This window comes from Mycobacterium sp. HM-7 (genome assembly GCF_053852335.1).
On record NZ_CM132657.1, the window covers coordinates 4,411,064 to 4,430,164 of the forward strand.

General features: G+C 67.0%; 18 protein-coding genes. 12 read left to right on the plus strand and 6 right to left on the minus strand.

The window, feature by feature from the left end:
* The first annotated feature begins 126 nt into the window (after positions 1 to 126).
* Together ACWW1C_RS21215 and ACWW1C_RS21220 are read left to right on the plus strand one after the other, a co-directional pair.
* Positions 127 to 1,545, plus strand: coding sequence for an O-antigen ligase family protein (locus tag ACWW1C_RS21215; RefSeq protein ID WP_455980103.1), 1,419 nt, complete (start codon positions 127 to 129; stop codon positions 1,543 to 1,545).
* Positions 1,546 to 1,596: 51 nt separating this feature from the next.
* Entirely contained in the window at positions 1,597 to 3,135 is a 1,539-nt protein-coding gene (locus ACWW1C_RS21220) for a cellulase family glycosylhydrolase (protein WP_455980104.1), read from the plus strand.
* On the opposite strand, the gene ACWW1C_RS21225 is transcribed toward ACWW1C_RS21220, so the two are convergent.
* Genes ACWW1C_RS21225 through ACWW1C_RS21250 form a run of 6 tightly spaced genes read right to left on the minus strand, consistent with a single transcriptional unit; the run spans position 3,126 to position 9,591 of the window.
* The gene (locus ACWW1C_RS21225; protein ID WP_455980105.1) at positions 3,126 to 4,268 is read right to left on the minus strand and encodes a glycosyltransferase; all 1,143 of its coding nucleotides are present in this window, start codon (positions 4,266 to 4,268) and stop codon (positions 3,126 to 3,128) included. The two genes, ACWW1C_RS21220 and ACWW1C_RS21225, sit on opposite strands and share 10 nt — an antisense overlap.
* A complete protein-coding gene (locus ACWW1C_RS21230; protein ID WP_455980106.1) occupies positions 4,265 to 5,407 on the minus strand; it encodes a hypothetical protein in 1,143 nt (380 codons plus the stop codon). The genes ACWW1C_RS21225 and ACWW1C_RS21230 overlap by 4 nt, the downstream gene beginning before the upstream one ends.
* A 31-nt stretch (positions 5,408 to 5,438) precedes the next feature.
* The gene (locus ACWW1C_RS21235) at positions 5,439 to 6,566 is read right to left on the minus strand and encodes a glycosyltransferase (protein WP_455980107.1); all 1,128 of its coding nucleotides are present in this window, start codon (positions 6,564 to 6,566) and stop codon (positions 5,439 to 5,441) included.
* Positions 6,566 to 7,243, minus strand: coding sequence for an acyltransferase (locus tag ACWW1C_RS21240; RefSeq protein ID WP_455980108.1), 678 nt, complete (start codon positions 7,241 to 7,243; stop codon positions 6,566 to 6,568). The genes ACWW1C_RS21235 and ACWW1C_RS21240 overlap by 1 nt, the downstream gene beginning before the upstream one ends.
* 54 nt (positions 7,244 to 7,297) lie before the next feature.
* A complete protein-coding gene (locus ACWW1C_RS21245) occupies positions 7,298 to 8,443 on the minus strand; it encodes a glycosyltransferase (protein ID WP_455980109.1) in 1,146 nt (381 codons plus the stop codon).
* The gene (locus ACWW1C_RS21250) at positions 8,443 to 9,591 is read right to left on the minus strand and encodes a glycosyltransferase (protein ID WP_455980110.1); all 1,149 of its coding nucleotides are present in this window, start codon (positions 9,589 to 9,591) and stop codon (positions 8,443 to 8,445) included. Before ACWW1C_RS21250 ends, ACWW1C_RS21245 begins: the two co-directional genes overlap by 1 nt.
* 444 nt (positions 9,592 to 10,035) lie before the next feature.
* Here ACWW1C_RS21250 and ACWW1C_RS21255 point away from each other — a divergent pair, with 444 nt between their 5' ends.
* The 10 genes from ACWW1C_RS21255 (at position 10,036) to ACWW1C_RS21300 (ending at position 19,090) form a co-directional block, all read left to right on the plus strand.
* The gene (locus ACWW1C_RS21255; RefSeq protein ID WP_455980111.1) at positions 10,036 to 10,764 is read left to right on the plus strand and encodes a class I SAM-dependent methyltransferase; all 729 of its coding nucleotides are present in this window, start codon (positions 10,036 to 10,038) and stop codon (positions 10,762 to 10,764) included.
* Positions 10,765 to 10,823: 59 nt separating this feature from the next.
* Positions 10,824 to 12,452, plus strand: coding sequence for an acyl-CoA carboxylase subunit beta (locus tag ACWW1C_RS21260; RefSeq protein WP_455980112.1), 1,629 nt, complete (start codon positions 10,824 to 10,826; stop codon positions 12,450 to 12,452).
* Positions 12,449 to 12,706 carry an acyl-CoA carboxylase subunit epsilon gene (locus ACWW1C_RS21265; RefSeq protein ID WP_455980113.1) on the plus strand — a complete coding sequence of 86 codons (258 nt, stop codon included), beginning with the start codon at positions 12,449 to 12,451 and terminating at the stop codon, positions 12,704 to 12,706. The genes ACWW1C_RS21260 and ACWW1C_RS21265 overlap by 4 nt, the downstream gene beginning before the upstream one ends.
* Positions 12,707 to 12,734: 28 nt before the next feature.
* On the plus strand, positions 12,735 to 13,370 hold the full coding sequence (locus ACWW1C_RS21270) for a Maf family protein (protein ID WP_455980115.1): 636 nt from the start codon (positions 12,735 to 12,737) through the stop codon (positions 13,368 to 13,370).
* A gap of 74 nt (positions 13,371 to 13,444) precedes the next feature.
* Entirely contained in the window at positions 13,445 to 14,758 is a 1,314-nt protein-coding gene (locus tag ACWW1C_RS21275) for an NAD(P)/FAD-dependent oxidoreductase (RefSeq protein ID WP_455980116.1), read from the plus strand.
* Positions 14,755 to 15,477, plus strand: a complete 723-nt coding sequence (locus ACWW1C_RS21280; protein WP_455980117.1) for a DUF1365 domain-containing protein — start codon at positions 14,755 to 14,757, stop codon at positions 15,475 to 15,477. The genes ACWW1C_RS21275 and ACWW1C_RS21280 overlap by 4 nt, the downstream gene beginning before the upstream one ends.
* Positions 15,474 to 16,763, plus strand: coding sequence for a class I SAM-dependent methyltransferase (locus ACWW1C_RS21285; RefSeq protein ID WP_455980118.1), 1,290 nt, complete (start codon positions 15,474 to 15,476; stop codon positions 16,761 to 16,763). Before ACWW1C_RS21280 ends, ACWW1C_RS21285 begins: the two co-directional genes overlap by 4 nt.
* A complete protein-coding gene (gene sigK, locus ACWW1C_RS21290) occupies positions 16,760 to 17,398 on the plus strand; it encodes an ECF RNA polymerase sigma factor SigK (protein WP_455980119.1) in 639 nt (212 codons plus the stop codon). The genes ACWW1C_RS21285 and sigK overlap by 4 nt, the downstream gene beginning before the upstream one ends.
* The gene (locus ACWW1C_RS21295; RefSeq protein WP_455980120.1) at positions 17,391 to 18,137 is read left to right on the plus strand and encodes an anti-sigma factor; all 747 of its coding nucleotides are present in this window, start codon (positions 17,391 to 17,393) and stop codon (positions 18,135 to 18,137) included. Before sigK ends, ACWW1C_RS21295 begins: the two co-directional genes overlap by 8 nt.
* Complete coding sequence (locus ACWW1C_RS21300; protein ID WP_455980121.1) at positions 18,137 to 19,090, plus strand: SDR family NAD(P)-dependent oxidoreductase; 954 nt, start codon at positions 18,137 to 18,139, stop codon at positions 19,088 to 19,090. Before ACWW1C_RS21295 ends, ACWW1C_RS21300 begins: the two co-directional genes overlap by 1 nt.
* The last annotated feature ends 11 nt before the right edge of the window (positions 19,091 to 19,101 follow it).

Sequence of the window (19,101 nt, forward strand, 5' to 3'; positions counted from 1 at the left end):
GCCCCTTATTTCAGCAATGCGACAGCTCACAGATTAACGGCTGGGAACCGGACCGACCATTCAGACGCGCCACGGGTCCGGGCAACCTGCTTGAGCTTAGCTGGTCGAGCTGAGAACATAGTCGGCATGAACGCCCGTGTGGGTCAACTTCGCAATCTTAAATCATCGGCCGTGATTCTGGCCGGGATCGTGGGGTTGGTCTGGTTGGCAACGTCTTTCGGCCAGGTCACTTTGTTGGGCATTGTCGCTATTGCCGCGGTGGTTGCCGGCATCTATGTCGGTTTGCGGCATCCCCTGTGGTTCTTGTACGTATTGGCGGTCGTCACGGGCGCGCTCCCATTCGGATATTTTCCGGGAGTTCACGTCCCCTTATATCTGCCGTTCGCATTCGGCGCGGTGGTTGCGCTGTTCGTGCATCCCCGACTCGCCCGCCCCATTCACCCGCTGGAATGGTCGATCATCGCCCTGGTGCTCACCTCGATCGCCTCCGTCGCGGTAACCGGCGTCGGCGTGGGCGACATCATCCAGATCGTCCGGTGGTCGGTCGTGACCCTCGTCGCGATCGCGCTGAGCAGCCTCTCCGGTGCACATCTCGAGAAATTCGGCCGCATATTCGTCTACTCGACGTTGGCGAACGCCGTATTCGGCTTGTACATCGTGGCGTTCGACCCCAACCAGACCTCATTCAAATATCTGCGGGTCTTCGGCTATGCCGCGGAATACACCGCCACCCGCTTCGCCTTCGCCGAAGGCGGCGCCGAACGATCGATGCGGCTGGGCGGCACGTCAGTCGACCCGAATGCCGAAGGCATCGCGCTGGTCGTGGCCATCGCGGTCGGCATGGTCGTGCTGGCCGGCTGGCAGCGCATCGTGGTCGAGGGCGTTTTCCTCGTCGCGCTGCTGCTGACCTTGAGCCGGGCCGGCATGTTCACCATCGTCGCGGGCGTGCTGCTGGTGCTGGCCTTCCACAACATGCGGTCGCGGGACCGCGGGTGGGCCCTCGCCGCGATGGTCGCCGCCGTCGGAGCCGCGGCGTCGATACCGGAAGTGCGCACCAGGTTCGCGCATTCGTTCAGCAGTGACGACGTCGGCTCCACTTCCCGAATTGATGCCATCCGCGAATTCCCCGACACCATGGCCGGTTACTGGCTCTTCGGAAAAGGGTGGAATCGCCTCGAATTCCGGGACGGAAACTATGCCTTCGTGCTGAACCACGTCTCCAACGCGCCATTGCTGACGATTTACCGCGGCGGCATCTTCACCGGTCTGGCGTTCTTTGCGATCATGCTGATCGGTTGCGTCATGAGCTACCGGGCCATCCGCTCCAATTCATTTCCCTGGGCGGTGTATGGCGGCGTCTTCATCGGATTCTGCGTTGTGGCGCTCCAACTGGACCACCCAGTGGTGGGTATCCCGCCGGCCACGCTCAAATTCTCGATTTTGCTGGCATTCCTGGTGCATATCGACCGAGAACGCCAAGACGAGATAAGGCGGCGACACGCCCAAGCAGATTCACAGCAAATCCCCATTGCTGCTGCACACTGAGTGCGCGTTTGCGCCTCGCGACGCACTTCATAGGTGAAGGGCGGTTGCGTGATGCCCGGGAAGCGCCCCCGCCGATCTGCCCGCTTCTCGAGCGTGGCATCGGCGATCGCCGGCAGCATGGTCTGCGCCCTCATCGCCCTGACGGGCATCCCCGGCGACGCCCCTGAGCGGGTCGCCATAGCCGAGCGGGCCAATGTCGTCTCCCTGCCGACGACGATCGGATTCGCCGACTCCGACATCTACGGCCTGTCGCAGGACGACGTGAACCGGACCCTGGCGCTGATGGCCAACAACCGGGTGAACACCATCAGGTTGATGATTCCGTGGGCCGGGGTCGAGCCGATCCTGGGCCAACTCGACTGGAGTCTGGTCGACAAGACGGTGAATGCCGCTGCCGCCATGAACATGTCGATCATCGCGTTCGTCAACGCCACCCCGCCCTGGGCCATGTCGCAGGGCGGCCTGCCGCTGAGCAGTCGGCCCAAGGACCCCGACGCCTACGGGAATTTCATGACGAAGGTGGCCACCCGCTACAAGGGAAAGATCTCCGCGTACGAGATCTGGAACGAGCCGAACGCGGTGTTCTTCTACAGTCCCGCACCGGATCCCGCCGGCTACACCGATCTGCTGAAGTCGGCCTACCCACGCATCAAGGCCGTCGATCCGGACGCGACGGTGATCGGCGGCGTCGTCGGCGCCGTGGTGGACTTCGGCTCGTGGTCGATCAACCCGGTGCGCTTCATCGCCGGCATGTACGCCGCGGGCGCCAAGGGCAACTTCGACGCGCTGTCGTTCCACCCGTACAACTACAACCTCAAGTTCTCCGACGGCATGCTGATCGCGAATTCACCTGTCCTGCAACTTGTTCAGATGCGTCAGGTGATGATCGACAACGGCGATGACGAGAAGCGGATCTGGGCCACCGAATACGGCGAGCCCACCTCGGTGGTGAACGAGACCACCCAGGCCGCATACCTGAAGGACATCTACACCAAGTGGCAGGAAATGCCGTACACCGGCCCGCTGATGATCTACACCACGCGTGACCGGAAGACCGGAAGCAACCAGGCCGACGCCACCGTCGGGCTCTACCGCAGCGACTGGACCCCGAAGCCGGCAGCGGCCGAGCTGGCCGCCACCATCGCCGCCGGGGTACCGAAATCACCGGAATTCCAGCGCTTTTCGCAGATCACCGATCCGGCACACGGCTCGGTTCTGAGCCCGGTGTTCAAAGCCACCAAGACGGTGTGGGCGCAGGTGCGCACGATCAACACCATCTACGAGATGCCGAGCGGCTACGTGTCGTCGCCGCGTCCCGTTGCCGACATTGCGATGCAGCGCAATTCAGTGCCCGCGAGCATCTTCGCCAATGGCCAGCAGGACTTCACCGGCGGCTCGGCGTTCCGGGTCTGGTGGTCGCCCGAGACCGGCGCCCACTGGGCGTCCAGCGCTTTCGCGCAGGCCTGGAAGCCGCAATTGGGGCTGGCCACCAGCGACGAGCGCTACGTCAACGGCTCCAACCGCGTCGACTTCCAGCACGGATACATGGTCTGGGCACCGTGGGTCGGCGTGAAGGTCTACTACACCTGACGGTCGCCGCGCAGCAGATCGGCCACCGCCCGGTGCGGCAGCCGGTCCTGCCATCGCTGACGGTTGATCTCGTACAGCTGGTTTCCCAGGTCGACCGCGGCCGGCACATCGGTGAGCAGCCGCCGGCACTCGGCGATGAACGCGGCGTCGTCGTCCAGCGGACGCAGCCCGAAGATCGGCCCGAGTGACCCGATGGCCGCGGTGGTGGCCACCGCCGGCAGCCCGATCCGGATGGTGTCGAGCAGCTTGACCCGGACTCCCCCGCCGGTGCTGATGGGTGCGATCAGGGCACGGCAGGTGCCGAGGAACGCCCCGAGGTCGTCGACGAATCCGAGGTCGCGCACCCCGTCGGGGTAGACGGGGTCGGCCGCACCGGGTTTCTTGGCGCCGATGACGCACAGTTCGGCGCCGGGGATCCCGGCCGAAATCCGCGGCCACAGTTCGAGTGCCCGCAGGAACCCCTCCTGGTTGGGTGGCCAGTCCCGGGTGCCCATGAAGACCAGCCGCGGCGGCGACGCCGCGACGTCGACCTGGGTGCCGGGCGGCATCGTGATGTCCATGAACCGGGCGTCGCGGACGCCGTTGTCGCGGTAGTACTCGGCTTCCTCGGCGTCGTACGTGCTGACGGCGTCGGCATCCCGCGCGACGCGCAGTTCGTCGCGGATCAGCCGCGGTTCCTCGATACGACCGAGCGCGCCGCGCGATGCCCGCCAGACCAGCGATTCACTCACGTTGGTGTTGACGACGAGTCGCTTCTTCCCGAAATGCTTGCTGCGGAAGAATGATTCGGCCATGTAGCTGTGCTCGGCGACGAACACGTCGGCATCGCTGCCATCGATGGCGCGGACCAGTTCGTCGGTGTCGAAGCGGACGTGCACCAGGCTGCGACGGCGCCGCAGAGAGTCGATGAGCAGCCGGTGCGGGCGCACGGCCGGCTTGTGGATCCGCGCCAGCGGCAGGCCGCCGGGAATCAGCTCTGCGGTGACCGTGCCGGGCTCGGGCGACAGCGCGATCGCCGAGACCTCGAACGAGTCGGCGGCCAGCTGCATCAGCATCCGGGCGAGCGCGACGTCACCGGTGTGTTCGAGCACCGGGTCTTTCGACAGGATGAACGCGGTCTTAGGTGTGGTCATGATTCCTGGGTCTCCACCTGGCGCGGCCGGTAGACCGCCCACGTGAACCCGGTCAGCATGATCGCGTCGGCGACGGTGGCCGCGATGGCCGCGCCAACCGCGCCCAGCGGGGTCAGCGTCGCGAGGGCGGCGACCATGCCGAGTTTCACCGGCACCAGTCCGACGGCGATGGTGAGACGGAAGACGTCGCGCCGCTGGGTGTACAGGATCACCTGCAACACGAAGATGCAGATGCGCAGCGCGGCGAAACCGCCCATGATCATCATCGTCGTGGCCAGTTGGGCAGGAGCCCCGAAGGCGAACAGGCAGCCACCGATCACCAGGAGCAGCGAGCCGCCGAGCGCCGCCATCCGTAGGATGTTGCGCAGCGGTGGGGCCGCGGAAAGGTCACCACCGCTCTCCCGCAGCGGCTCGTGGTACGTCATGCCGAAGGACTGGCCGGCCGCAGCGACCGCGGCGGCCACCACCCAAGCGAGCTGGTAGTAGCCCGCGGCCTTGGTGTCCACCAGAGTGCCCAGCAGCAGCACGTCGCCGCCGAGATACAGCGTGGTGCCGAGCATTTCGCCGGTGAGCGCCGCGATCAACCGTGGCGGGCCGGGCTGTGCGGGCCGGTGACCGATGGCCAGCTTGGCCCCGACCAGCAGGGCCAGCACATAGGGCGTGCAGTACAGCAGTGACGCGTGGATCAGCGTCGGGTGCGCCGACGTGTACAGGTACACCGCGCCGACGCCGGCACTGGTGAACTGCCTCGCGGTGTCGAGCCGATACACCTTGTCCGGGTGGCCATCTCGCGCTGATCGGCTCTTGACCACATTCATGGCGATCTCGCCGCCGGCCACCATCAGGCCGAAGCCGATGACGTAGTTGACGTCGAACGTCGCCGCGCCGGCGGCGACCAGCCCGACCGCGATGAGGTAGCGCATGGTGCGCTCGCGCAGGAAGTGCTCCTCGGACTCCCGGATGGCCCGGACCGCGAAGGCGTTGTCGACGGTGTTGCCGACGATGCCGTTGAGCACGGTCGCCATGGCATACAGGCCGTATTCGGAGACGCCAAGGCGCTGAACGAGGATCAGGGTCCACAGCAGGCCCACCCCACGGCCGCCATAGATCCAGACCAGGGAGATGAGCGTCTTCGCCACATTGCGAGTGGGCGCTTCGGGGGCAGTCAGGTCACACGCTCACAGACGATCGGGACAGCAGGTCGGTCCACACGCGGCCGAACGCCTCGGCCGTCCGCGGCCCGGAGCAGGCCTCGCGGTAGGCCTCGACGTGCCGGCCGAACTCGGCCAGCCGCTGATCGTCGTCGACGAGGGACACGATGGCCGCGGCCAACGAAGACGCCACCTGTTCGGCGTTCTGGTCGCCGATCCGGACCACGAGGGCCCCGGCGCGCTCGTCCAGTTCGGCCAGCGCGCCGTAGTCGGTGCAGACCACCGGCGTCCGGTACGCCATGGAGTGGGCCACCGAGCCGGATGCGGGGTAGGTCTCGGCGTAGAAATGGCGCTTGCCGTACGGAATCACCACGGCCCGCACCGAATCGAAGAAGGCATCCTCGGCGGGACCGTCGACGGGGCCGACGATCTCCACGCCCGGACCACCGGTCAGTGCCTCGGTTCCGCGACCCGCCACCCGGATCACGATGTCCTCGGGCAACTCCCGCCGGATCCGGGCGATCTGCTCGAAACCCTTGCCCCGGTACACATGCCCGAAGAAACCCACCGCCTTCGGCCGCTCGGTCAGCGGACGCAGCTGCGGCCGTTCGGAGATGATGTGCGGCACGGCGGCGACCGTGGTGTCGGGGTACGTGGCCTTGATGGAATCCGCGCCGATCTGACTCAGCGCGACCATCGTCCGGTCACCATTGACGACACCTTCGACGACCCGCGACAGCGGACGCAGCGGGTAGTGCAGACCATGCATGACGAGCCGGTGCCGCGCCACGAACCGGGTCCGGGCCGGCCACCAGATGCCCTGCGGCGGGTCATGAACCGTCGCCGTCACCGGCACCCCGCGCAACCCGGCGATGGACCAGAACGCCGACACCGCGCCGGCCGCCAGTTCCGCGTGCACCAGCACCCGGCCCGGCTTACCGCCTGCCACCAGATCGGCGACCGCGCGCCGGTGTCCCCGCACCTGGGCCACCGTCTCGGCGCCCGGACCCAGGGTGCGGCGCTGCACGACCTCACCGAACAGTGGCTGTACGGCGTTGACGAAGTTCTCGGCGTAGTCGCCGACCGCCGTCTGGCCTTCGGCCGGCCCGATGTAGACCAGCCGGTACTCGCGTAGATCGACCGGCATCAGCAGAACAAGGGCCGGTACTTCGCGCTGTAGCCCAATGCATCCGGATTACGCTTGGCGAACACTTTGGCGGGGTTTCCGCCCACCACGTCGAGTGGGGCCACATCCTTGACCACGAGCGCCTGCGCGGCGACGACGGCACCGCGGCCGATCAGCGCCGGCAGCACCATGGCCCGGCTGGCGATCCAGACGTAGTCCTCGATGACCGTCGGGATCGGGATGGGCAGAAAGTCCGGGTGGTTGATGTCGTGGCCACCGCCGAGCAGGTGCACATCGCTGGCGATCGTGACGTTGTCGCCGATCCACAGGCCGGCCCGCGCGTCGAGCAGGCAGCGGAACCCGATGGTGGTGCCGTTGCCGATCGTCAGGAATTCGATGTCCAGGATCGTGGTGCCGCGCATGATGGTCGACCACTCACCGATGGTGGCGCCGAACAGCCGCAGGAAGCCCTGGCGGATGGTGTGCGACGGAATGTGCGTGATGAACATGTTGAACAGCAGTTCGCCAATTCGGTTGCGCGCCTTACGGCGAACATCCATGGCCTGCATCTTGTAGTAGGTGACGCGGCCGTCCTCGCCGAGCTCCCACTCCGGCTCCGGTGGCAATTTCAAAGTCGGCGCGGCGGCTTTCTTGCGTGCCACATCTGCCGGGTCTGCCGTTGCCGGCTCGCCAATCACGTTCTTCGCTCCCGTCGTCCCGGATTCTGAGTTAACCACAGCGTTTCGGCCCCGTCAGCGCAGTCGGCCCTGGCGCGTCAGCATCTCCGACCACTTTGCCGCGTAGGCAGCGGCGACGTTCTCCGCAGAGCGTTCCTGGCGCGTCCGGTCGGCGTTCGCCTCGAGCTGCTTGAGCCGGATTTCGTCGTTGAGCAGCGATGCGATGGCTGCCGAGAACCCGGCGGGCAGCGCCTTCGGGTCGTCGGAGTCCATCGGGACGACGACGGCGCCGGTCTCGGTACCGAATTCGGCCAGGGAGCCGTAATCGGTACACACCACCGGGGTGCGGTAGGCCATGGCGTGCGCGGCGACAGAGGACGCGGGGTAGGTCTCGGCATAGAAGTGCCGCTTGCCATAGGGAATCACGACCGCGCGCACCGAATCGAAGAACGCGTCCTCGGCGGCGCCGTCGACGGCACCGACGATCTCGACGCCGGGCTCGGTCGGCAATGCCTCGGTCCCCCGGCCCGCCACCCGGATCACGATGTCGTCCGGCAACTCGCGGCGGATTCGGGCGATCTGCTCAAAACCCTTGCCCCGGTACACATGCCCGAAGAAACCCACAGCCTTCGGCCGCTCGATCACGGGACGGACCTTGGGCCGGTCGCAGACGAGGTAGGGGGCGTACGCCACATCGGTGTTCGGGTACACGTCGCGAATGGACTGGGCGCCGATCTGGCTGAGCGCGAACAGCGTCCGGTCGCCGTTGACCATGCCCTCGAGCATCCGGGACACGGGACGCAACGGGTAGTGCAGGCCGTGCATCACCAGCTTGTGCCGCGCGACGAACCGGGTCCGACCGGGCCACCAGATGCCCTGCGGCGGATCGTGCACCGTCGCCGTCACCGGCACCCCGCGCAGCCCCGCGATGGACCAGAAGGCCGATATCGCCCCGGCCGCCAACTCCGCGTGCACCAGCACTCGGCCGGGCTTACCGCCGGCGACCAGGTCGGCCACCGCACGACGGTGCCCCAGTACTTCCATCGCGCTGTCCGAGCCCGGACCCAGCGTGCGGTGCTCGACCAGCTCACCGACGTGCGGCCGCAGCGCGCGCGTCAGGTTCTCGGCATAGTCGCCGACCGCGGTCTCATGGTCCGCCGGCCCGACATACACCAGGCGGTAGTCCTTCAGCGTGGCGACCGGGGTCGCGTCTGGTGCCATCAGTACCCGGCCAGCTTGTCGACCGCTTCATGCAGCCGCGCGCTGAATGCGTCCTCGGTGAACTGGGAGACGTGGTGCTTGATCTTCTCCTGGTCCCACGTCGCCGACTCGAATCGGTTGAGTGCCTCGCGCACCGAATCTGGTTGCGGCTCATCGAAGTACAGCCCCGTGACACCTTCGTCGATGGTGTCGAGGAAGCCACCGAAGCGCAGTGCGACACTCGGCCGGCCCCATACGCCCGCCTCGATCGGAGTCAGGCCGTAGTCCTCGAAGCTCGACGACATCAGCGCCCGGCAGTTCTTGTAGAGCCAGGCCATCTGACCGTCGGTGAGGTTGTGGAGCATGGTCACATTGTCGGTCTTCATCGACCGCAGGCGCTCGGCTTCCGGCCCGTTGCCGACGACCACCAGCTGCCGGTCGCTGCCCGCGAACGCCCGCACGATGACGTCTACGTTCTTGTAGGGCAGCAGTCGGCACACCACCAGGTAGAAGCTGCCGTCCGGATCGCTCAGATCCACCTTGTCCTCGAGCTCCTCGACGGGCTCGACCGCGTACGACCGCGACATCGCCACGGGCGCGAACATCACCTCGGCGTCGATGTCGTAGGCCTTCTTGACGTAGCCGCTGATCATCGTCGAGATCGCGAGGTACTTGTCGGCGGCGAGGGCCTGCCGGCGGTCCCAGTCCAGCAGGCGCTTCTTGGTGAGCTTGAGACCCAGGGTCTTGAGCGGGTTGGCGTGGTCGCCGAGGTAGGCCTCGGTCTGGTACAGCCAGCGCGCCGGGTTGTAGCAGTAGACGAGCTTCTTGCCGTTGGTGCGGAAACCGTGCGACCAGCCGCTGCAGCTCGCCAGGACGATGTCGGCGTCGATGTACATCGACTCGGCGACGCGTGGATAGATCGGGAGCGCGGCGCGATGGTACTTGCGGGCCAGGCCCACCTTGTTCAGCGCGGACACCCGGATGTCGAGGTCGGCAAACTCCGGATAGGTCAGCTCCGGGTCATACAACATCGTGTAGAGCGGGGCGTCCGGGAACGCTTTGGTCATGGACAGCACAACTTTTTCCGCGCCGCCGAACTGGGTCAGATAGTCGTGGGCGAGGGCCACCTTCGGCCCGTCCACTCCGTCGTACTTGCGCGTCGAATGCACTGTTGAATATCCCCTTGCGCCGATCTGCTGATCGTTTCGCGGTCGTGAAGTCAGCTGCCCGAAAACAGCGGGCACGCATATCGAACCGCAAACTTACGCAAATGACAAGCTAAATGCATCGCGCCTGCGCAGGACCCACTGGCAGCGGTGCTCACGCGCCGGCTCAGCTAAGCGCAAGTCGGTACCGGGAGTCCGCCTTCGACGGCGCGGGTTGCGGGCGGTGGCACATGCTCACCGCCAGCCCCACCAGGCAATTCACGGCCACCGCCGCCGCGCCGGGCGCAACCGGGCTCACGGCCCGCTCAGCAAATACCAGCCGCTGAACGGTGTTCAACGCGAGTTACGGGCGGGACCACCGCGCGGAGTGTATATTTACCTACCAGCAAACTGCTGACCCAGGACGCGCAAGCCGCGGGGGCGGAAAAATCTATGAACGGTGCGCAGATGAGCGGTACACACGTGGACGTCGAGTACAAGGACCTGGACACCCTCTGGCAGGGCTACGACGATTCCGTGCGGAATCTGGCCGAGCGCGAGGGCGTCAAGGCCGTCGCCGAACTCGGTGGCGGCGCCAACCCGATCATCGGCAGCGACGACTGGAGCTTCGCCGATGAACGCGTCGTCATCGACATCTCGGCCACCGAACTGGCCAAGGCCAACAGCCGGGTCCACACGCGTGTCGCCGATCTCTGCAAACCGATCGACAACGAGTTGAACGCCTACGACCTGGTGTTCTCCAAGATGCTCTGCGAGCACCTGCCCGACGCCCGCACGTTCCACGAGAACTGCTTCAAACTTCTTCGCCCAGGCGGACTTTCGGTGCATTTCTTCCCGACCCTGTTCGCGTTCCCGTTCGTGGTGAACCTGCTCATCCCCGAGCAGGCGGCGCGGACCGTCATCAGCAAGCTGCAGCCCGGGCGGTTGCAGAACCCGCACCACGAGAAGTTCCCGGCCTACTACCGCTGGACCACCGGTCCCACGCAGAAGGCCATCAAGCGCTACGAAAGCGTCGGTTTCGAGGTCGAATCCTGGTCCGGCGCCTACGGCCACGGCTACTACCGGGTGCTTCCGCCGCTCGACGCGCTCGAGCGCGCGAAGAGCCGTTTCCTGCTCAAGCACCCGGTCCCGGCACTCACGAGTTTCGCGGCGGTCGTCCTGCGCAAACCGGCGTGACCCGCCGAGCGAGCACCCCAACTTCACAACTTTCTTAGAGAACCGTTAACATCGTCGCCATGACGAGCGTGACCGAGCCAACGGTGGACAAGGCGATCGACATCCACACCACCGCAGGCAAGCTGGAAGACCTGCGTAGGCGTACCGAAGAGACCCTGCACCCCGTCGGCGAGGCCGCGGTGGAGAAGGTCCACCAGAAGGGCAAGCTCACCGCTCGCGAGCGCATCCTGGCGCTGCTGGACGAGGGTTCGTTCGTCGAGCTCGACGCCCTCGCCAAGCATCGCAGCACCAACTTCGGCCTGGGTGACAAGCACCCGCTCGGCGACGGTGTGGTGACCGGCTACGGCACCATCGACGGCCGCGAGGTCTGCATCTTCAGCCAGGACGCCACCGTCTTCGGCGGCAGCCTCGGTGAGGTCTACGGCGAGAAGATCGTCAAGGTCCAGGAGCTGGCCATCAAGACCGGCCGCCCGCTGATCGGCATCAACGACGGCGCCGGCGCCCGCATCCAGGAGGGTGTGGTCTCGCTCGGCCTGTACAGCCGCATCTTCCGGAACAACATCCTGGCCTCGGGTGTCATCCCCCAGATTTCGCTCATCATGGGTGCCGCGGCCGGTGGCCACGTCTACTCCCCCGCGCTCACCGACTTCATCGTCATGGTCGACCAGACCAGCCAGATGTTCATCACCGGCCCGGACGTCATCAAGACCGTCACCGGTGAAGAGGTCACCATGGAGGAGCTGGGTGGCGCCCACACCCACGAGGCCAAGTCCGGCACCGTGCACTACGTCGCCTCCGGCGAGCAGGACGCCCTGGACTACGTCCGTGACCTGCTGAGCTACCTGCCCCCGAACAACTACGCCGAGCCGCCGCGCTTCCCCGCGCCGCCGCACCCCGGCGCCATCGAGGACAACCTCACCGACGAGGACCTCGAACTCGACACGCTGATCCCGGATTCGCCGAACCAGCCGTACGACATGCACGAGGTCATCTCGCGCATCCTCGACGACGACGAGTTCCTCGAGATCCAGCAGGGCTATGCGCAGAACATCGTCATCGGCTTCGGCCGCATCGACGGCCGCCCCGTCGGCATCGTGGCCAACCAGCCGACCCAGTTCGCCGGCTGCCTCGACATCAACGCCTCGGAGAAGGCCGCGCGGTTCATCCGCACCTGCGACGCCTTCAACATCCCGATCATCATGCTGGTGGACGTCCCGGGCTTCCTGCCGGGCACCGAGCAGGAGTACAACGGCATCATCCGCCGCGGCGCCAAGCTGCTGTACGCCTACGGTGAGGCCACCGTCGCCAAGATCACCGTCATCACCCGTAAGGCCTACGGCGGCGCGTACTGCGTCATGGGCTCCAAGGACATGGGTTGCGACGTCAACCTGGCGTGGCCGACGGCCCAGATCGCCGTCATGGGTGCCTCGGGTGCGGTGGGCTTCGTCTACCGCTCCGAGCTCAAGGCCGCCGCGGCGAGCGGCGAGGACGTCGACGCCCTCCGCCTGCAGCTGCAGCAGCAGTACGAGGACACCCTGGTGAACCCGTACGTCGCCGCCGAGCGTGGTTACGTCGACGCGGTCATCCCGCCGTCGCACACCCGCGGCTACATCGCCAACTCGCTGCGCCTGCTGGAGCGCAAGGTCGTCCAGACGCCGCCGAAGAAGCACGGGAACATCCCACTGTGAGTAATGACGTGCAGACTCCCGAAACCGAAGCACCCGCAGAGGCGCCCGTCGCGCCGCTGTTCCAGGTGGTCAAGGGCAACCCGTCCGACGAGGACCTCGCTGCTCTGGTGACGGTGCTGGCGAGCGCCTCCGGCGGCGGTGCCGCCGACAGCGGTGACCGCAACGACTGGGGTCACCCGGTGTCCAAGCTGCGGTACGCGTACACCAGCTGGCAGCTGGTGACCCTGGTGGAGCGTACGTTCATCCGTCGATGAGCGCTTGCGCGAAGAGCATCCGGCACCGATGAGGCTCGTTCTCGGCTCGGCCTCCGCCGGCCGGCTCGGTGTGTTGCGCAAGGCCGGCGTCGAACCGGTCGTGCTGGTGTCCGATGTCGACGAGGACGCGATCATCGCGTCTCTCGCCGACGCCGGCCCCGGTGACGTCGTGCAGGCCCTGGCGACGGCCAAGGCACAGCGGGTCACCGAATTGCTCGACGCCGACCTGTCGTCGGATTGCGTTGTGATCGGCTGTGATTCGATGCTCGAGTTCGACGGCCGGTTGACCGGCAAACCGGGCTCCCCCGAAGTGGCACGCCAGCAATGGCATTCGATGGCCGGCCGCAGTGCGATCCTGCACACCGGCCACTGCGTCCTGCGTCTGACCGACGGTGCCGTCAGGAATCGGGTCAGCGAACTGGGTTCCACCACGGTGCAGTTCGGCGACCCCAGCCCGACGGACCTGGATGCCTACGTCGACACCGGCGAACCCCTCTGGGTCGCAGGTGCTTTCACGCTCGACGGCCTGGGCAGCTGGTTCATCGACGGCATCGACGGCGACCCGTCCAACGTCATCGGGCTCAGCCTGCCGCTGCTGCGCCGGATGCTGGCTCGGCTCGAGGTGTCCGTCGCCGACCTGTGGGCGGCGAACAGTCCCGGATAGATTTCTCCCGAAGCCACCTATCCGCACCGCAATCCGCACCGAATTCCTGGTGACCAACCAGGAAGGACGGCACGGTGCGGCGGATTGCAGTGGTCGGCAGTGGCATATCGGGACTCACCGCGGCGTGGGTGCTCGCGCGCGACGCGGAAGTCACCCTGTTCGAGGCACAACCGCGATGCGGTGGCCACGCCCACACCCACGAGTTGGCCGCTCGCCACGGCAGTAGCGACACCGTCGGCGTCGACTCCGGCTTCATCGTGCACAACGACCGGACCTACCCGACCCTGCTCCGACTGTTCGCCGAACTCGGCGTCCGGACACAAGAATCCGACATGTCGATGTCGGTCTGCTGCGAAGGGTGCGGCCTGGAGTACGCCGGGGCGAAAGGGCTGTCAGGTCTCTTCGCCGCTCCGGGTTCGTTGTTCTCCCCGCGTTATCTGCGCCTGCTCACCGAGGTCACGCGCTTCCACCGGCTCGCCCGGGCGGAACTCGCGCGCGGCGTGGAGGACGGTCGAACCCTCGGCGAATTCCTCGGCGCGGCAGGCTTTTCCAGCTACTTCGTCACGCACTTCATGGTGCCACTGGTCGCTGCGGTCTGGTCGTGCCCGCCGGACGTCGCTCTCGACTATCCCGTCGGTTATCTGCTGGCCTTCCTCGACCACCACGGGATGCTGACGGTGTTCGGTTCGCCGACCTGGCGGACGGTGACGGGCGGCTCCGCGCGATACGTCGAGGCGATCACCGCGCGGTTGCCGTCGGTGCGCCTCGGGGTGCCCGTGCGTACCGTCAGCCGCAACCCGGACGGGGTGACGGTCCGTGACGATGCGGATCGGGTCGAACAGTTCGACGCGGCGGTGCTCGCGACGCATCCGAATCAGGCCCTGTCGATCCTGGACCAGCCGACGGCGAACGAGATCGGGACTCTCGGCGCGTTGCGGTACTCGATCAATCAGACTGCGCTGCATACCGATACGTCGCTGCTGCCACGGCGTCCCGGCGCCCGCGCGTCGTGGAACTACCGGATGCCGGCCTGCGACGTGACCGCAGACCAGGTCCTGGTCAGCTACGACCTGACCCGCCTACAGCGACTCGACGGAATCACCGACCGCCGCTTCGTGGTGACGCTGGGCGGCGCCGGTCGGGTCGACCCCGACCAGGTCATCGCCACCATGCTCTATGACCATCCGCAGTACTCCCCCGAGTTCCGCGCGGCGCAACAGCGCCTGCACACACTCGGCGATCACCGGCTGGCGTTCGCCGGCGCCTACCACGGCTGGGGTTTTCACGAGGACGGTGCGGTGTCCGGCGTCGTTGCGGCGCAACGACTCGGCGGCAGGTGGAGTGGTCCGGTGCCACCGCTGCGCCATCCGGCGGGGAATGTGGCATGAGCCCACCACAGATCGTGCGAACCCGCATCCACCATGCTCGCGCCGTACCGGTGCGCCATGCATTCACCTACCGCAGCTACAGCTGGCTGGTCGACCTCGACACGCTACCCACGTACCCCCGCCTGCTGCGTCCGCTGGCCGGGTTCCACGCCGCTGACCACGTCGGCGATCCGCACCAGACGCTGCGCGAGAACGTCGACTCCTATCTCGGCGAACACGGAATCGACCTCGGCGGCGGCCACATCCGAATGTTGGCCAACGCCAGAGTGTTCGGCTTCGTGTTCAATCCACTCACGCTCTACTGGTGCCACGACGCCGGCGGCGCACTGGTCTGTGCCATCGCCGAGGTACACAACACCTATGGAGAGCGGCACCGCTACCTGCTGCGCGCCGATCATCGCGGCGAGGTGACGGTGCCGAAGGCGTTCTACGTCTCGCCGTTCAACCCGGTCAGCGGCCGATACGTGCTGCGCGTTCCCGAGCCGACCCGGGACGTGCTCTCCGTGGCGATCACCCTGCTCGATCCGTCCGGCGGGCTCGTCCTGACCGCCACCTGGACCGGGTCGATTCATCCTGCGCACCCCACAACCGTTTTGGCCACCGCACTGGCAGCGCCGTTGGCGCCGCTGCTGGTCGCAGCACGCATCCGCTGGCAGGGTGTGCGCCTCTGGGCGCGCGGACTGCCACTGCACCCCCGCCCCCAGGAGGCCGCCTCATGACGAACCAACTACACGACGGTGCCGCATACGATCCGTTCCTACCGGCCAGGTGGGCCGAAATCGCCGAGGTGCCAGGCGGTCTGCGCACCAGACTCGGCACCCCGGTCGCCCGTGCGTTGTTCCGGGCCGCGGTACGGGATCTGCCGCTGCGGGTCGAGTATCCGGACGGCACCGTGCTGGGCGCGGCCGGTGCGGCTGACCCGACCGCACCGCGAATGTTGTTGCACCGTCCCGATGATTTCTTCGGCCGGATCGCGGGCAGCGGTCTGATCGGCTTCGGCGAGGCATACATGGTCGGCGACTGGTCGGCGCCCGAGCTCACCGCCGTACTGACCGCCCTGGCGTCCCGCATCGACACCGCCGTGCCGGCCATGTTGCAGGGACTGCGCTCGGTCGTGCTGCCGCGGACACCGCGCAACCAGCGCGGGGCGCGGGCGGACACCCAAGCGAACATCGCGCATCACTACGACCTGTCGAACGAGTTCTTCAGCATGTTCCTCGATCCGACGCTGACCTACTCGTGCGCGCTGTTCGACACCCTCGACCCACCACCGGCCTGGCCCGACCTGGCGGCCGCACAGCACCGCAAGATCGACCGGCTGCTGGATGCCACGGGCGTCGGCTTCGGCACACGCCTGCTGGAAATCGGCACCGGCTGGGGCGAACTGGCGATCCGGGCGGCACAGCGCGGAGCGCTCGTACACACCGTGACACTGTCGCGCGAGCAGCAGCTGCTGGCCCGCGAGCGCATCACCGCCGCAGGGCTGTCGGACCGCATCACCGTCGAGCTGTGCGATTACCGGGACGTCACCGGTACGTACGACGCGATCATCTCCATCGAGATGATCGAGGCCGTCGGGTATCGCTACCTACCTGCCTATCTGCGCACGCTCGACAGCCTGCTCGAGGCCGGCGGGCGCATCGGCGTGCAGCTGATCACCATGCCGCACAAGCGCATGCTCGCGTCCCGCGACACCTACACCTGGGTGCACAAGTACATCTTCCCGGGCGGGTTCCTGCCGTCGGTCAAACTCATCGAACGCTCCATCGCAGCGCACACGGAACTCCGGATCACCGACCGCCACTCATTCGGGCCGCATTATGCCCACACCCTCAGACTGTGGCTGCAGCGATTCACCGCCAACAGCGCCGGTGCCGACGCACTGGGATTCGACCGAGTTTTCCGGCGGATGTGGCGCTTCTATCTCGCCTACTCCGAAGCCGGCTTCGCGTCGGGCTACCTGGACCTGCATCAACTGGTGCTCCGCCCGAAGGCACGAGCGTGAGCACGGCATCCGGATCCGACGGGTTACGCCAGACGGACACGGTTCGCGCGCGCTCGTGCGACGATTCCCGAATGGAGGGCGAGGCGGACCGCGCAACACTCCTGGCGGCGATCGCGGACGGCGACGCTGGGGCTTTCACCGAGTTCTACGACCTGACCTCGGCCCGGGTGTACGGCTTGGCCTATCGCGTCGTGCGCAACAAGACACTGGCCGAGGACGTGGTGCAGGAGGTGTTCCTGCAGGTGTGGTCGGCGGCAGCACGGCAATACGACCCGGCGCTGGCCAGCCCCATCGGCTGGCTGCTGACGCTGACCCACCGGCGAAGCGTCGACCGGGTGCGCTCCGAGCAGTCGGCCGCGGACCGCAACCACGCCTACGGCGCCTCGAACCTCGGCCGCGAACACGACACCGTCGTCGACCAGGTGGGCCAACGACTCGATGAGCAGGAAGTCACCGAGTGCCTCGACGGATTGACCGCCATCCAGCGCGAAGCCATCGGCCTGGCGTACTACAGCGGCCACACCTACCGGGAGGTCGCCGAGCGCCTCGACGTCACGCTCCCCACCATCAAGGCGCGTATCCGGGACGGCCTGATCCGCCTGAAGAACTGCTTGGGGGTGGGCACCGATGCCTGACAGCTACACCGACGACGAACAGCAATTACTCGATCTGGCATACGTATACGCGCTCGACGCGGTGTCCGAAGCCGAACGTTCGGACATCGCCGGCCGCCTCGGCGTTGCCGCGCCGCACACCGCGCAGGAATTCGCCCGCATCGTCGGCGACACCCAGGAAACGATGGCCATCGTGACCGCGAGCGACGCCATGGCGCCGCCCGCCGAACTCCGCGTGCGCATCCTGCAGGCCATCGGTATCCAGTCGGCAGGCGACAGTTCAGATGAACTGGCACTCAGGCGCATTCGGCGACGGCGATTGATCGTCCGCGTGGTGGCAGCCGCCGCGGCGGTCTGCGCGATCGTCATCGGCACGACTGTGGTCGCCGAGCGATTCACGAATCACCCGGCGCAACAGACGGTTTCGCAGGTTCTGGCCAACCCCGACATCCGCACGTACTCCGCTGCGGTCGCCGGCGGCACCATCACGCTCAGCGCCTCACAACAGGCGAACGCCGTCGTCGTGGCCATGTCCGATGTGCCTGCGCCACCGACAGGCCACGTCTATCAGATGTGGTTCATCCCGGCGTCCGGGGCGCCGCGGTCCGCCGGGACGATGAGCGCCGACACCATGCCGCCTCCCGGCGGCGAGGTGATACCGGCGCTGAACTCGGCCGCCAAGGTGGCTGTGACCGTCGAGCCCGGGACCGGGTCGAGCCAACCGACGAGCACCCCGGTGGTCGTCGTCTCTCTCACCTGATGACGACCGCCGGGGCGTTCTTCGACCAGCTGCTCGACCGCACCGTCGTGCTCGGGTATTCGCGGGTGGGTTTGGCTGTACGGCAACGGTTCTGGCCGGCACCCGACTTCTCCGCCGACGCACCTGCCGGCGGCACCGTGATGGTCACCGGCGCGAATTCGGGCATCGGCAAGGCCATCGCCGGGCAGCTCGCCGAACTCGGTGCGACGGTCCTGCTGACGGTGCGCGACCGGGACCGCGGCGAGGCGGCGCGGCACGACGTGCTCGCCGCCGCGCCCGGCGCCGACGTGGCCGTCGAGGTGTGCGACGTGTCGAACCTGGCCGCGGTCCGCTCGTTCGCCGCGGACCTGCTGACACGGCGCCCACGACTGGACGCCGTCATCCACAACGCTGGAGTCATGCCGGAGCACCGCACCGAAAGCGCGGAAGGACATGAACTTTCGCTCGCCACCCACGTTCTGGGCCCGCTGCTGCTGACCGAGCTGCTGCTGCCCGCTCTCACCGCCGCGCCCGACCCACGGGTGGTGCTGATGTCCTCGGGTGGCATGTACTCCCAGCCGCTTCCGGTCGACGACATCGAATACCGGCGTGGGCAGTACCGCGGTGCCACGGCCTACGCTCGCAGCAAACGCATCCAGGTGGCGTTGACTCCGCTGCTGGCGCGGCGTTGGTCCGGCATGATGGTGGCCGCCATGCATCCCGGCTGGGCCGATACCCCGGGGGTCGCGCAGTCACTGCCCGGATTCCGCCGCGTGACGCGCCCGATCCTGCGGACGTCCGAGCAGGCCGCCGACACCGCGGTCTGGTTGACCGCAACCAAACCGACCCCGGTCTCCGGACAGTTCTGGCACGACCGACGGATCCGGCCCGCGCACTACCTGCCCACCACCCACTACACCGACACGGAGCTGGAACAGGTGTGGCAGTACTGCACGGCCGCCGTCGGTTTGTGAGGGCTTGTCGC